This window comes from Halalkalibacter urbisdiaboli (genome assembly GCF_002156385.1).
Classification (GTDB): Bacteria; Bacillota; Bacilli; order Bacillales; family Bacillaceae_D; genus Halalkalibacter_A; species Halalkalibacter_A urbisdiaboli.
Window position 1 is genome coordinate 270,731 of record NZ_MVJM01000002.1, and the last position, 13,538, is coordinate 284,268.

Annotated in this window: 17 protein-coding genes; 3 read left to right on the top strand and 14 right to left on the bottom strand. The window is 39.9% G+C overall.

What is annotated here, in order from left to right:
* Positions 1-123 precede the first annotated feature (123 nt).
* Entirely contained in the window at positions 124-1,692 is a 1,569-nt protein-coding gene (locus B1R93_RS09200) for a glycoside hydrolase family 43 protein (RefSeq protein WP_088103688.1), read from the bottom strand.
* 131 nt (positions 1,693-1,823) lie between these two features.
* Between B1R93_RS09200 and B1R93_RS09205 the strand changes: the two genes are divergently transcribed.
* The gene (locus B1R93_RS09205) at positions 1,824-2,657 is read left to right on the top strand and encodes a helix-turn-helix domain-containing protein (RefSeq protein WP_088103689.1); all 834 of its coding nucleotides are present in this window, start codon (positions 1,824-1,826) and stop codon (positions 2,655-2,657) included.
* Between the two features lie 45 nt (positions 2,658-2,702).
* On the opposite strand, the gene moaD is transcribed toward B1R93_RS09205, so the two are convergent.
* From moaD to B1R93_RS09260, 11 genes are all read right to left on the bottom strand, one after another.
* Positions 2,703-2,936, bottom strand: a complete 234-nt coding sequence (gene moaD / locus B1R93_RS09210; RefSeq protein ID WP_088103690.1) for a molybdopterin converting factor subunit 1 — start codon at positions 2,934-2,936, stop codon at positions 2,703-2,705.
* Positions 2,933-3,403, bottom strand: a complete 471-nt coding sequence (locus tag B1R93_RS09215) for a molybdenum cofactor biosynthesis protein MoaE (protein WP_088103691.1) — start codon at positions 3,401-3,403, stop codon at positions 2,933-2,935. Before B1R93_RS09215 ends, moaD begins: the two co-directional genes overlap by 4 nt.
* Positions 3,396-3,920 (bottom strand): molybdopterin-guanine dinucleotide biosynthesis protein B, encoded by a 525-nt coding sequence (mobB, locus tag B1R93_RS09220; RefSeq protein WP_245308290.1) that lies wholly within the window; start codon positions 3,918-3,920, stop codon positions 3,396-3,398. The genes B1R93_RS09215 and mobB overlap by 8 nt, the downstream gene beginning before the upstream one ends.
* Positions 3,911-5,176 (bottom strand): molybdopterin molybdotransferase MoeA, encoded by a 1,266-nt coding sequence (locus tag B1R93_RS09225; RefSeq protein WP_088103693.1) that lies wholly within the window; start codon positions 5,174-5,176, stop codon positions 3,911-3,913. The genes mobB and B1R93_RS09225 overlap by 10 nt, the downstream gene beginning before the upstream one ends.
* Positions 5,177-5,256: 80 nt before the next feature.
* A complete protein-coding gene (locus B1R93_RS09230) occupies positions 5,257-6,057 on the bottom strand; it encodes an SDR family NAD(P)-dependent oxidoreductase (RefSeq protein ID WP_088103694.1) in 801 nt (266 codons plus the stop codon).
* Positions 6,054-6,452 carry a MaoC family dehydratase gene (locus tag B1R93_RS09235; protein WP_088103695.1) on the bottom strand — a complete coding sequence of 133 codons (399 nt, stop codon included), beginning with the start codon at positions 6,450-6,452 and terminating at the stop codon, positions 6,054-6,056. The genes B1R93_RS09230 and B1R93_RS09235 overlap by 4 nt, the downstream gene beginning before the upstream one ends.
* Positions 6,449-6,817 carry a hypothetical protein gene (locus B1R93_RS09240; RefSeq protein WP_088103696.1) on the bottom strand — a complete coding sequence of 123 codons (369 nt, stop codon included), beginning with the start codon at positions 6,815-6,817 and terminating at the stop codon, positions 6,449-6,451. The genes B1R93_RS09235 and B1R93_RS09240 overlap by 4 nt, the downstream gene beginning before the upstream one ends.
* The gene (locus B1R93_RS09245) at positions 6,818-7,969 is read right to left on the bottom strand and encodes a thiolase family protein (RefSeq protein WP_207634143.1); all 1,152 of its coding nucleotides are present in this window, start codon (positions 7,967-7,969) and stop codon (positions 6,818-6,820) included.
* Positions 7,962-9,422 carry an AMP-binding protein gene (locus B1R93_RS09250; protein ID WP_088103697.1) on the bottom strand — a complete coding sequence of 487 codons (1,461 nt, stop codon included), beginning with the start codon at positions 9,420-9,422 and terminating at the stop codon, positions 7,962-7,964. Before B1R93_RS09250 ends, B1R93_RS09245 begins: the two co-directional genes overlap by 8 nt.
* 122 nt (positions 9,423-9,544) lie before the next feature.
* On the bottom strand, positions 9,545-10,108 hold the full coding sequence (locus B1R93_RS09255; protein ID WP_088103698.1) for a biotin transporter BioY: 564 nt from the start codon (positions 10,106-10,108) through the stop codon (positions 9,545-9,547).
* Positions 10,109-10,284: 176 nt separating this feature from the next.
* Complete coding sequence (locus B1R93_RS09260; protein WP_088103699.1) at positions 10,285-10,800, bottom strand: MogA/MoaB family molybdenum cofactor biosynthesis protein; 516 nt, start codon at positions 10,798-10,800, stop codon at positions 10,285-10,287.
* Positions 10,801-10,924: 124 nt separating this feature from the next.
* Between B1R93_RS09260 and moaC the strand changes: the two genes are divergently transcribed.
* Both moaC and B1R93_RS09270 read left to right on the top strand, forming a co-directional pair.
* On the top strand, positions 10,925-11,416 hold the full coding sequence (gene moaC / locus B1R93_RS09265) for a cyclic pyranopterin monophosphate synthase MoaC (RefSeq protein WP_088103700.1): 492 nt from the start codon (positions 10,925-10,927) through the stop codon (positions 11,414-11,416).
* Positions 11,417-11,492: 76 nt separating this feature from the next.
* Positions 11,493-11,870, top strand: coding sequence for a response regulator (locus tag B1R93_RS09270; protein ID WP_088103701.1), 378 nt, complete (start codon positions 11,493-11,495; stop codon positions 11,868-11,870).
* A gap of 113 nt (positions 11,871-11,983) precedes the next feature.
* Here the strand turns inward: B1R93_RS09270 and minD are convergent, their stop codons facing one another.
* Together minD and minC are read right to left on the bottom strand one after the other, a co-directional pair.
* Entirely contained in the window at positions 11,984-12,778 is a 795-nt protein-coding gene (gene minD, locus B1R93_RS09275) for a septum site-determining protein MinD (protein ID WP_088103702.1), read from the bottom strand.
* A gap of 26 nt (positions 12,779-12,804) precedes the next feature.
* Positions 12,805-13,488 carry a septum site-determining protein MinC gene (gene minC, locus B1R93_RS09280; protein ID WP_088104635.1) on the bottom strand — a complete coding sequence of 228 codons (684 nt, stop codon included), beginning with the start codon at positions 13,486-13,488 and terminating at the stop codon, positions 12,805-12,807.
* Between the last annotated feature and the right edge of the window lie 50 nt (positions 13,489-13,538).

Consider the following 13,538-nt stretch of genomic DNA (forward strand, 5'->3'; position numbering starts at 1 on the left):
AATCTTAACATATTAATACAATAAATATAAACTTATATCCTTTTTTTACTCTTTCTTGAATTTACCTACAAAAATAAAAAGAGTTGTTCCAGGTTAAAGAACGAACCTTGGAACAACTCCCACTTAAACTGGTAAATATTCGAACCAATCAAAATCAGCTACATTTTCACTTTTCTGTCCATTACTACTTGCATACATTCCAATATAGGCACCAACAAATCCTCCTGCGACATCACTACTAAGAATTCGGCCATCTACATTCTCAACTAACGTCTGCCATTGCTCTGCTTTACTCGCAAAATAATAGCTATAATCTTGCTCAAATGCTTCAACTTTTAAATACAGACGTTGCGTGTTAGCTGTAATTTCCCGTTCGGCCACGACGGTTTCCACTCCACCTTCCCGCCTTATCAGTCGGATAACCTTTCCTTCTACATTTTGTGTTATCTCCATTCGAAAATGGTAATCATTATTTTGTAAAAGCACAACTCCAGCGACTTCATTTTCGTTAGCTGCTTCAAATTCAATCGCTGTGCGAGCCGCAAAATTAATATGTTGCTGACGTCTACCTACAAAGCTAGGATTACAAAGCTCAGTTATTGATTCAGGCTTTAATTTTAACCTTAGAAAACCAGGACGTTCAGTTAATGAGCAAAACTCACCACGAGGCGTTCGGATAAAATTCCACCCATCCCCTAGATAAGGCACATCAAAATGGTCGCAAGCTGATTGCGTATCCCACCTATGCTCTGGTAAAGATGGTCGGGACATTTCCATTTCAATAAACCCTTTCCCTGGGTTAACGAGCGGCCAACCGTCCTCCCAGCAAAACGGAACAAGAAAGGTCTCTCTTCCTAAATTACGATAATAGCCACCATAAGGTCTTGATGCAAGACAAACCATCCACCATTCTCCTGCTTGTGTCTCAACGATATCTGCGTGACCTACATTAACGATAGGATAATCTCTCCCTAAATGACGATGCGTTAAAATTGGATTCCTTTTGCAATTCTCATAAGGTCCTGTAATGGTTTTGCTTCGCGCGATCGTTACAGAATGTGTATGTCCTGTTCCGCCTTCAGCTATAATCAAATAGTAATAGTTATTAATCTTATATAAATGGGGTGCTTCCTGAGCGTGAATTTGTTTCAACGCCCCGTCCCACAAACTATATGAATCTCCAACTAGCTTTCCATTTTTCAAATCTACCTCTTGCAGCCAGATTTCCATATGTTTTGGATATTCTTGCCCGCCTGGTGGACGACGATTCGCCATACAATAACAGGTTCCATCTTCATCGAAAAAGAAAGAGGAATCAATTCCGGGTGCATCCTCCAGCCAAATCGGGTCAGACCAATCACCAGCAGGATCGGTAGTCGTTACATAAAAATTTCGTCGTGCTCCTGTTGCACTTTCTACAAAGGTTGTAATCATATAAAACACACCTTGGTGATAACGAATCGTAGGAGCATAAATTCCTTTGGAACAAGGGGTTCCATCTAAATTTAATTGTGAGGTACGATCAAGCACATGTCCTAGCTGGCACCAATTCACTAAATCTCTACTATGAAAAATCGGAACACCAGGAAAATACTCAAATGTTGAGGTGACAAGATAATAATCATCTCCAACACGACAAATGGACGGATCAGGGTAAAAACCTGGAATAATTGGATTTTGAAACGTCTTCATTTCTATAATTCCTCCGTTTCTTTTACCTTTATCCCTTACAGTTTAGTATAATCATTACAAAAATACTTAGTTGTCTATGCGTTTTTTCGGATTTTTTTTAGTGATTTATGCTCTAATCAGGAGGGAGACTCATGGTTAACGAACAAAAATATAGCATTGATGAACAATTTTCGATTCAATATATGTACCAAACGGGTTATTCAACGATGGTACGACCACATACTCATTCAACGTATGAACTTTTTTATGTATTAAACGGGGGCAAAGTCTTCTTTATTAATGAAACTGTCTATATTGCACAAAAAGGAGATTTAATATTAATTCAACCAAATGATATCCATCGAACAAATAGTTCCGATGAATTAAAGTGCGAACGGATTCTTCTAAACGTATCAGATTCGTTTATCGATAAAGAACTTACTCGTTTTCATTTTCGCTTTTCTTCTTTTTCACGCTCTTTGTTTCGTTTTAGGCTTAATAAACAAGCCATTATTGAAGAATTGCTTCAAAAAATGCTAGAAGAGTGTCAAACAAAACACATAGGCTATGAAACGTATCTCCGTGCATTGCTCATGGAGCTCCTAATCCTAATGCACCGGTTTGATCAACAAGTGTCAAAGCAGCTTGAACCGCCAACACATCCGTTGTACCAAAAGATCTCTGAAATGGCCCGTTATATGAGGAAGCATTACCAATCGAAGTTAACCCTTGCTGAAATAGCACAACGCTTTTTTATTAGTCCTTCTTATTTAAGCCGAAGCTTTAAACTGATTACAGGATTCCAGTTTAAAGATTATCTTCAAATTATTCGTGTGCAAGAAGCGAAACGGCTCCTCCGTGAAACAGATAAACCGATAGGAAGAATTGCTGAGGAGGTTGGCTTTGAATACGTAGCAAATTTTAACGTAACGTTTAAAAAAATCACGGGGATAACTCCTCGTGATTATCGGAAAAGGAAACAATAGAAGATTAAAAAATGCCCCAAAAGGAATTCCTCTTGGGACATCGATTTACCCACCGCTAACAGGCGGGATAAATGCGACAATGTCACCTGTTTTGACAGGAGTATCTGGTTCAGCATACTCTTCATTTATGGCAACCATTGCCTGATCAAGCTCCATTGCGGGATATTGTTCTTGTAGCTTTGCTTTTACTTGGTCAACTGTTCCAGTTTCTAACTCAATCGATAGATCGCGCTGCCCAGCGATTTCTCCTAAGTCGGCAAATAGTAATACTCGAATCATTTTTCTTCCTCCAGTTCAGGCGCACCGCTCGGGTATGCCGTCTTTTCTAGTTGGTCACCGATCCACTTCTCACCATCTTCCCAATGCTCCTTTTTCCAAATAGGGACAATTTCCTTAATCCGCTCAATTGCATAACGACTTGCTTCATATGAATCATTACGGTGTGGAGTGGAAACAGCAATGATAACAGCAATATCAGAAATATCTAGTCTACCTATTCGATGCGAAATTGCCACTCTTGTATCAGACCAGCGTTCGTTAATTTCATCACCTATTTGTTTCAGCTTTTTTTCGGCCATTGACTCATACGCCTCGTACGCTAAGTATAATGTCCGTTTTCCCTTTGTTAGTTCCCGAACCGTACCGATAAACGTATTAATTGCTCCGGCATGTGGATGAAGAACTTTGTCAACAACTTGTTGAACCGATAATTCTTCTTTCGTAATTTCAAATAACTTCTCAGTCATGTTTTCGCTCCTCCCATTGCGCTAGCAACCATTCACCAATTGTGCGGGTATCGTTGATATCAAAAGAGCGATAGGCCTCTGATAACTCAATGCCCTTCCACAAAATGACGGCTTGTACATTTGTTAACTCCTGTAAAAGCTCGAGATGCTCTTTGTCTCGAATAACGACAATTTTTTTATAATCCTCTTGCTTATAGCCTTCTATTAATACGGCATCCAAGTTTAATTGTTCATAAAAAGAAAGAATATCGGACACTTTCCAACCGACTTCGTTTGTTAATTGAAGCTGTAACGTTTGATCAGCTACAACGGAGCATCCAACTGCGCCTGCTTGTCGGTGACGCCATGAATCTTTTCCTGTATCTAAAGCGGTTAGTCTTTTTCCATGCCCGTGGTGTTTGATAGTTGCGACCCGCTTATTATTGGCATCAGCATATTGCAAAAGCTTTTCAACAAGCGTAGTTTTTCCACTATTGCTATAGCCGACAACTTGCCAAATATGTTCATTTAGTCCCATATCCACTCACTGCCTTCTCCTTGAAGCAATAACACATTAACTTCTGCCCCTTTTTCATAGCCTCTAGTACCACCAGGGAGAACTAATAAAGCATTCGCATCAGCTAATGAGGTAACAACTCCCGATTTATCCAATCCTGTTGGAGCAACATGTAACCGTCCTTCTCTAAAAAACACTCGACTTCGTACGAAGCGTGTGAATGGATTAGGCTTTGGAAAATGACTAGCTAATATCGCTTGTTCTCGTTGTAAATGAGGGCGTTCATTTGAAAAGCTTGTTAAAATGACCGGGCGTACGAGTAACTCGCAGCCAACAAAGCAAGCCGATGGATTTCCCGATAGACCAAATAGAAGCTGACCATTTAATTCCGCCACCGTCGTCACACTTCCTGGTCGCTGAGCGATTTTATTAAAAAGCACACTTGCTCCTAACTTCTGATAGATAGCTGGTAGATAGTCATAATCGCCAACTGAGACACCACCCGTTGTAATTAAATAGTCGACTTTTTCTAATGCTGACGAAACAGCGTCGAAGCATTGGTCAAAATCATCGACTAGCTTTTCAAAATAAATCGGTTCCGCTCCCATTTGTTTCACCTGGGAAGCGACCATAAAGGCGTTACTGTTTCGAATTTTGCCCGGTTCAAGTGGCTCACTTACGTCTAGAAGCTCCGTTCCTGTTGCAAAAATCCCGACTTTTGGCTTTTTATAAACGGGGACGTTGGCATAGCCAAAGGTCGCTAAAAGCGCCTTAACACCAGCATCAATTCGACGCCCTTTCGAAACAAGAGGAGTCCCCTTTTTTGCATCCTCCCCTTGAAAAGAGATATTATCCCCAGATTTAAAGGAACGGGTAATATCGATATACGCTTGCCCATCTAGTTCGTACTCTCTTGTTAATTCAAACATGACGATAGCATCCGTTCCATTCGGAATTTGTGCACCTGTCATAATCCGAATAGCTTCCCCTTGCTCTGGAACTTTCTTCGCCACTGTTCCTGCCCCAATTTCTTCAATCACTTTTAATGAAACAGGTTGTTCACGCGTAGCACTTTCGGAATCTAATGAACGGATAGCGAACCCATCCAATGGAGATTTATCAAAAGGCGGAACATCGTGATCTGCCTTTAAATCTGTCGCTAAATAGCGTCCATCACTTTCTTCTATCGAAACATACTCCGTTTCGGTTAGCTGACTATGTTCAAGCACCGCTCTTACTGCATCGGCAACCGGAATCGGCTTTCTTCGTTCTACCATTGTAATCCACCTCAATCTTTCCAAGTGTGATCCATTATACGAAATTTCATTTTATTTAAACAGGTTTCTGTAAGGAACTATTACCATTTAAAAATATCCTTGCTTCCGTTTTCGCTAAGGATTTCATGTACCGGTTCATGCCATCTTCCAATTTGCTGGCCATTAACCGTAAAAACTTCTCCTGATAAAAATTGACCATTTTGTTCAAGTAATGCTGTGATAAAACGTGCCACATCGTCGGCTGATCCGACATTCCAATAAGAACTCATCTCTGGATGTTCTTTCATTTCATCTATAAAAGACGCCGTCATATCCGTATAAGCGGCAGGAGCTATTGCGTATACAGTAATATTTGAGCTTTTTAACTCCTTTGCCCAAGTTTTAGTCATCCCAATAATCCCTGCTTTGGCCGCACTATAATTGAGTTGCCCAATTGTTCCTTTAATTCCAGCTAAGGAGGTCATATTAATTATTGTACCAGAGCCTGTTTTATTTCTTATGTATTGTATAAACGGTTTTGCACACGCAAACGTGCCCTTAAGATGAACAGAAATCACTTCATCCCATTCCTGTTCACTCATACGATGAGACATCCGATCATGAACGATTCCGGCATTGTTAATTAGCACATTAACTGTTCCAAAAGCATCTATTGCGTTTTGAACTAGTTTTTTCCCACAGTTCATCTCATCTACTGAACCGACAACACCGATGGCTTTGTATCCTAACCTTTGTAGTTGCTGTGTCACTTCATTGACCGATGTTTGGTTACGACCATTCACAACAACCCGTGCCCCTCGTTTCGCCAATTCAAAGACAAGACTCTTCCCAATCCCTTTTGTTGAACCCGTTACAATAACAACTAAATCTAGCATACTCATGTTGTTTTCCTTTTCATTATCGTAATAATCCCGTCTAGCACCTTATTACTATCACGATTTATTCCTTCAATGATGATTTCGATAGAGTCTTTATCTTCATTCACAATGTAAGGCTCAAACCGTATCATTTCCCCTGAAAAAACTGGGGCAGTAAATCGAGCCTGATAGGAGGATAAAAACCATTCCTGCCTGTCTGTTAGCGTTAAAACTTTTTGTGCTAATGCCATTGTTAGCATACCATGTGCGATTTTTGAAGGAAACCCTGCCTTTTTCGCAGCCTCGTTATCAAAATGTATTGGATTTATATCTTGGTGAAGAGCTCCATACTCCTTAATCATCTCATCGGTTATGTTTATTGTAATAGGCTGCAACGTCACCTTTGAACTCGTCTTCATTGTATCTCAGCTCCAATGCTCCTATTTTTCACTAAAGTTGATATAGCTTGTCCAACTTTTATGCCGTTTTTCTTAATATGTAATGTATGTACATAAAACGTTAAATGACGCTTTCTTAGAATTTGCGTAATTTCAACTGAACAATGATAGGTTGTATATTCCTTTATTGGTTCTTGCAATTGGATGGATTGCTCACCGTGGATAAGCCCGTCTATTGACCATGGAATCTGAATTGATTTCCAAAACATCATGACAAATGTAATAGGAGTGCCCACTGATTCGAAACCTAGAGTTGAGAGATAGGTTTGAATCATGCCTTCTGTAACGGTTACCTTAACTTCTTCTGTCTTTAAGCCTACCCTCATTTACTCATAACTCCTTCTCCATTGTCTGAATAAGGCAGCTAAGCCGAGTCCGCCACCAATACCTAGTGTCGCTAAGCCTAGTTCCCCATTTTGTTTTCTCAATTCAGTCGCGAGACGCGTCACCAATATCGCGCCCGAAGCACCGTACGGGTGACCAAGCGCTAAAGCACCTCCTCCAATATTAACCACTTTTTCATTAATGTTTAACTCTTTTAAACAGGCTAACACTTGCGAAGCAAACGCTTCATTAAATTCTACTAAATCAATGTTTTCAATCGATAGCGCTTGGCGTTTTAATAGCTTCCTTATAGCTGGTATAGGGCCAAGTCCTAACACATTCGGATTGACACCGGCACTAGCTGCATCAACAAATTCAAGAACAGGGGTTAAACCGAGCTCGTCACTTTTCTGCTCAGACATGAGAAGTGCAATTGCTGCCCCATCATTTATCGGACAAGCATTTCCAGCTGTTACGGTTCCATTTTCGACAAAAGCGGGTGACAATTGTCCTAGCTTCTCGAGTGAGGTGTTTGCTCTTGGACATTCATCCTTCATCAAGCCGTTTACAGCAACAATTTCAGTATGAAACGAGCCTTCCTTTTGGGAACGAACAGCCTTTTTGTGGCTATGATAAGCGAATTGATCCTGCTCCTTCCTACTAATTTGACAAGATTTCGCAACCGTTTCAGCAGCAACACCCATATCAGGATCTCCTATTTGATTAGTCGAGAATCTTGCTCGTTTTAAGACTGTTGGAAACCCCGTTATATCTGCTGGCTTTTCTAGCTTCCAAGGAGCAAGACTCGTACTTTCAACACCTCCAGCTAAATACACTTCTCCGGCTCCTGCTTGAATCAAGCGTGCAGCCTGAATAATCGCCTCGAGACCTGATCCACATTGGCGGTCAACAGATACTCCTGGGACGGAAACAGGTATTCCTGCCTGTAAGGCAGACAGCCTTGCGATATTCCCACCTGGGCCAACGGCATTTCCTAGAATCACTTCATCTATCATTTGTGGGTCAAGTTTTGTTTCCTTAAAAATCTGTCGCATAACGACAGCGGCCAACTCCTCAGGATATACATCTTTCAGAATTCCACCTATTTTCCCAATAGGTGTTCTTTTTGCCATAACGATCACCGCTTTATTCACTGTGCACCTCCATTTTAAGCTGCAAGCTTTTACGATCGATTTTCCCACTCGTTGTGTAAGGAAAAGTGTTCACTTCGATTAGCTCTTTTGGGCATTTATAAGCAGATAGATACAATTTACAAAATACTGTAATCGTCTTCAAATCTAATTTATTTGCTCCGCTCCATTTAACACATAATACGAGCTTTTCACCCCAATAGGCGTCTTTTTTTCCAATTATAACCGCTTCTTCAATTTCAGGAAGTCGTTTCACTTGCTGCTCGATTTCTTCTGGATATACATTTAAACCGCCAGTAATGATCAGATTATCTTTTCTCCCAACTAGAAATAAATACCCATCCTCGTCTACATAACCAATATCCTCTACCGTTGCCATATCTCCTTGCAAAACCTTTGCTGTTTCACTTGGATTGTCTACGTAACCACAAAACACATGACTACTCTTGACAAATACTTGTCCTCTTTCATTTGGCGGGAGTTGCTCACCATTGTTGTCTTTAATTATAATCTCAATTCTTGGAAAGGCTTGTCCAACAGAACCAGCTTTATTTTTTGTTTTCTGATAATCTAAATACGAAACAAGACTTAATTCAGATGCCCCATAAAACTCGTACAAATCCGTCAGAGGAAAACATTTTTTCATCTTTTTGAGGGAGTGTTTATCCCATTTTGCTCCAGATGATAACACCATTTTCACTCTTGGTTCGCATTCAATACATGAACTAATTGCTTCAAGCATTGTTGGTACAGCATACAAAACATCAATCGCCCCTGTTTGCAAAAGCTTTGCACATTTCTCAGCGTTGAACGCATTCGTGACTAAAACCGAAGCACCTAGATGTAAGGCATGGACGGCAGCAAATAAAGATAATGAGTGGACGAAAGGACCTGGTGCGTATATAGTATCTTCTTTTGTATAAGAAAAAACTTCCTCACAGCACCGAAAGCTTTCCAGCCACGACGTATGATTCCGAATAAATCCTTTCGGTAATCCTGTACTCCCAGACGTAAACCCTAAATAAAAAAGTTTCGTTTCGTCTACTTGTAATTCTATCTCCTGATCCGAAACAGCTTGCGTCTTTAGATGCTCGACAGATACTGTTTGCCACTTTGAAAAAAGTTGCACGTCTTGTTCGTAGCAAACAACTAAGTCCGGTTTTATTAACGTAAGTGCGTGCTCTCTCTCCTTTTTTGTCCACTTAGCATCAATCGGAACAGCAGTCCAGCCTAGAGAAATAATTGAAAAAAATAATTCTAAAAAACTGGGCTCATTACTTAAAAAGAGCGCGACCCGTTTTTCTTGCCCCCCGTTTAATTTCTCATATAATCGCAGCTTCCAGTCAACGACATTTTTATAAAGCATCTCGTAAGTAAGTACGGTTTCATTAAACATAATTGCTCGCTTGTTGGCCTGAGTTACTGCATGAGAGGCTAACGATTGTCCAATATACACCTAAACCCTCTCCTTCAATATTCATGCATTTAAGTTTACCATGAGTTGTTTCCTTGCGCTTTAACAAAGACAGGGGTGTCCAAAAAGGTAGTAAACAACCTTTTGGACACCCCCATATTTTTTTAAGATGCTTGTTTAAATGTTTGAATATCTTTTACCGGTAATGCCTTTCGAATTGCCAATGCCACTGAACCGCTAACGATTGCCTTCACAGTATCTCCGGGAATATAAACTAAAGCTGTTTTAGCGGCATCCAACCATGTTAACTCTGATACAAATGACAGATAGGTAATGCCACATGCATATATAACGAGGACACCGCCGATAAGATTAAACATAACCATTTTCCATAGTTTCATTTTTTCCCAATTTGATTGAACTAAATACCCGATAACAAACGCTGCTATCGGCCAGCTTAAAATATACCCTCCACTTGGACCAAAAAGTATCGCTAAACCACCACGCCCCCCAGAAAGAACAGGTACACCAATGGCGACAAGTATGACAAACAGCCCCATACTCATAAAACCTAGTCGCGCTCCGAGGATGGCACCAGCTAACATTACTCCAAGTGTTTGGGCTGTAATTGGTACAGGTGTAAAAGGTACAAAAATCGGCGGAATGACACTAAATGCCGCCACCACAGCTGCAAACATTGATACATACATTAATTGTTTTAATTTCATAATTGTTCCTCACTTTTATATTGATGCTTCTACTATAAAAAACTACGCCTCTATTGTCAACCTTAAATAACAGATAAGTTAACAATGTATTTTTCGAAAAAAGAGGCTGAGCCGAAAGGTTAAAAACAACCTTTGGCACAGCCTTTGCAAGCTTAAAGCTTTTAGATAATCCCCTCCTACGGTCGGTCTTTTAAAATTTCACGCATTACGTGCCCTAATTCAGGCACAATAATTCGTTCCATCGCAAGTTTAACAGCACCTGTTGACCCTGGCATTGAAAAAATCGCTTTTCCATCTCGAACACCAGCTACCGCACGACTTAAAATTGCAGCTGTCCCGATATCCTCTGTAAAGCTTAAGTAACGGAAGATTTCGCCGAACCCTGGCATCTCTTTATCAAGACTATCTCGAACTGCTTCATAGGTTGTATCACGAAGGGCAATACCTGTTCCTCCGTTAATTAACACCACATCAATATCTGCACGGCTTGCCACAACTTTGAGCCAATGCTGTATGAGACTATACTCATCCTTCACAATTTGATACTCCATAACACAATGCCCCACTGCCTCTAAGAGCTCTTTAATTAGTAAGCCACTTTTATCAGTTTCATAGCTCCGAGTATCGGATACAGTTAAGATCATACAGCGTACTACCTCTGGTGCTTCTTTTTTATGGTCTAATACTGACATGCCGTCTCCCCCTCAAAATTGACAATTGACGTCCTTTTCCATTATGATAGCACAGAATTTACAGAAATTAAGTTGCTTCCTTCAATTAATGTGGAAGTTGGAAAAAGTGAGGCGAAATGTGAGTATGAGCGATTTAACCCATTTTAATGAACAAGGAAGAGCCAAAATGGTCGATATTTCGGATAAGGCGATAACAACTCGAACAGCCATTGCACATTCTAGCATCGAAGTCAGTAAAGACATTCATGAAAAAATTGAACAAGGTAAAATTGGAAAAGGTGATGTATTGTCAGTTGCGCAAGTAGCTGGAATTATGGCTGCAAAGAACACGTCGCAATGGATTCCAATGTGTCATCCGCTTCCCTTAACAGGAGTCAATATTCGATTTTCTTGGAGCAACAGTCAAGACATTTGGGTACTTGAAATTGAAGTAGAGGTAAAAACAAAGGGACAAACCGGTGTTGAAATGGAAGCTCTAACGGCTGCCTCTGCAACAGCATTAACGATTTACGATATGTGTAAAGCGCTCGATAAAGGCATGATAATCGGTCCAACCTATCTCTCTCGAAAAACAGGGGGAAAAAGTGGCGACTTTTCTAGACAAAATCTTCCTTAAAAAGACTTGAAAAACACTCCATAAAATCTTAATATAAAATTAATATTAGTTTTTGGGAGTGGGGGAACAAATTCGTATGCATATACAAGTGACCATCGTAGAAGACGAACCATCTCACGCGATTTTAATGGAATATCATCTAAAAAAGATAGAGGCTAAAAGTATTCTATATCACACAGGACAATCTTTTTTAGATAATCTTAATTCTCTCAACACGGATTTACTTATTATTAGTGATCAACTACATGATATTTCAGTGCCTAGTTTACTAGAACAACTAGAAACAAAAGTAATGAACGGTAACATGACTGTTATGATTATGTCTACGGGGAGACAAGCTGTTCTGGAATCGAGCAAATATGATATTATTTATTGTTATAAGCCTTTTTCAGTTCAAGAATTTCGTAAAAAAGTTCTCTCAGTTTTACCGAAACAATATGTTTCTAGCAATTAATATAACAAAATCAAGCTGGAGGCTGTCTATCCTATAGACAGCCTCCAGTTTTTCTTTGATTTGCTCTTTTAATGATTATTGCTCAAATAGAAAAACACCTGAAACCAGGTGTTTTAACGTACGCCAAAAAACTTTCGTATTTTTGAAAACATTCCTTTTTGCTCATCTAATGACATAAGCGGAACGGTTTCCCCTAAAATTCGTCTAGCAATGTTTCGGTAAGCAATTGATGCTTTACTCGTTGTATGCAAAGCAATTGGCTCGCCTTTATTGGAATATTTAATCACATTCTCATCATCGACGACTATACCTATTAAATCAATCGCTAGAATCGAAGCAATTTCATCTACGTCAAGCATTTCGCCACTCTTCATCATATGGCCACGAATCCGGTTCACAACTAAACGAGGAGATTCAACATCTTCCTGTTCTAATAAGCCAATAATTCGATCAGCGTCACGAACAGCAGAAACTTCTGGTGTTGTAACAACAATTGCTTTATCTGCTCCCACTACAGCATTTTTAAAGCCTTGTTCAATCCCTGCAGGACAATCGATGATGACATAATCATACTCTTGCTTTAATTCATCAATAATGACTTTGATTTGATCTGGTTCAACGCTTGTTTTATCTTTCGTTTGTGCAGCAGGTAACAAAAATAAACATTCGAATCTTTTATCCTTAATTAATGCCTGCTTTAATTTACATCGACCTTCTGTAACATCGACTAAGTCATAAATGATACGATTTTCGAGTCCCATTACGACATCTAAATTCCGCAGCCCAATATCTGTGTCAACTAGACATACCTTTTTCCCAGAAAGCGCAAGGGCTGTCCCGATGTTAGCGGATGTCGTTGTCTTTCCAACGCCACCCTTTCCACTTGTAATGACGATTGCCTCTCCCACGCTCATTACCCCTTTCTATGAACACTTCAATCAATGATTTGCTGTTGGTTCTTTGATAGTTCTGGTCTTTTATTAACTAGCTGTTGAACTCGCTCAAGAATGAGTTCTGATGATTCTTCATGTAAATAAGCACATTCCATCACTAGCTCCTCACTCTTTTCGGTAAACTGGTGAATGACTTCAGCTATTCTAAGCTGCGTAGGGGCCATAAGCGATGCACTTATTACAGCCCGCTCATTCCCTGTATACCCAGCATGAGCTAGCCCTTTTAATGAACCTAAAATAAAAATGTTTCCTGTAGCCATCACCGTACCACCTGGATTCACATCGCCTATAAGAAACAAATCTCCTTTTACTTTGAGAACTTGTCCGGAGCGAATAATCTTCGTTAATGTGACCATTTGTGATTCCTGCTTAAGCTGTTCGGCTTCTACCTTTGTTAAAACCTTTGAATCAAATTGCTGTATTGCTAGATTACGGTTCCCCGTTATTACGGACTGAATCTCTTCTCGTTGTTTTTCATCTAAATAACGAAAGCCTACATCAACCTTTACTTGAACATCTGGTCCATCCGTTTGTTGATAATGCTTCGCAGATAACTTTTCTACTAATTCATCTATTAAGCTTTCATACGAACAACGGTCATCTAATAAAAAGATAAGACCGTCCTTCGTACCCTTTATCGTAACATGTTGTTTTTTTTGCATCATTTCTGCGTTCACCTCAGACATACACACGTCCTCTCCGTACGCCTCTCCTT

Bases quoted from the DNA above. Each gene is read 5' to 3' on its own strand.
- B1R93_RS09205 (WP_088103689.1), top strand. From the start codon at position 1,824: ATGGTTAACGAACAAAAATATAGCATTGATGAACAATTTTCGATTCAA.
- B1R93_RS09230 (WP_088103694.1), bottom strand. From the start codon at position 6,057: ATGAGTATGCTAGATTTAGTTGTTATTGTAACGGGTTCAACAAAAGGG.
- moaD (WP_088103690.1), bottom strand. From the start codon at position 2,936: ATGATTCGAGTATTACTATTTGCCGACTTAGGAGAAATCGCTGGGCAG.
- mobB (WP_245308290.1), bottom strand. From the start codon at position 3,920: ATGGGACTAAATGAACATATTTGGCAAGTTGTCGGCTATAGCAATAGT.
- B1R93_RS09260 (WP_088103699.1), bottom strand. From the start codon at position 10,800: ATGTCAGTATTAGACCATAAAAAAGAAGCACCAGAGGTAGTACGCTGT.
- B1R93_RS09235 (WP_088103695.1), bottom strand. From the start codon at position 6,452: ATGAAGACGAGTTCAAAGGTGACGTTGCAGCCTATTACAATAAACATA.
- B1R93_RS09215 (WP_088103691.1), bottom strand. From the start codon at position 3,403: ATGACTGAGAAGTTATTTGAAATTACGAAAGAAGAATTATCGGTTCAA.
- B1R93_RS09200 (WP_088103688.1), bottom strand. From the start codon at position 1,692: ATGAAGACGTTTCAAAATCCAATTATTCCAGGTTTTTACCCTGATCCG.
- moaC (WP_088103700.1), top strand. From the start codon at position 10,925: ATGAGCGATTTAACCCATTTTAATGAACAAGGAAGAGCCAAAATGGTC.
- minC (WP_088104635.1), bottom strand. From the start codon at position 13,488: ATGATGCAAAAAAAACAACATGTTACGATAAAGGGTACGAAGGACGGT.
- B1R93_RS09270 (WP_088103701.1), top strand. From the start codon at position 11,493: ATGCATATACAAGTGACCATCGTAGAAGACGAACCATCTCACGCGATT.
- B1R93_RS09225 (WP_088103693.1), bottom strand. From the start codon at position 5,176: ATGGTAGAACGAAGAAAGCCGATTCCGGTTGCCGATGCAGTAAGAGCG.
- B1R93_RS09255 (WP_088103698.1), bottom strand. From the start codon at position 10,108: ATGAAATTAAAACAATTAATGTATGTATCAATGTTTGCAGCTGTGGTG.
- B1R93_RS09240 (WP_088103696.1), bottom strand. From the start codon at position 6,817: ATGAGGGTAGGCTTAAAGACAGAAGAAGTTAAGGTAACCGTTACAGAA.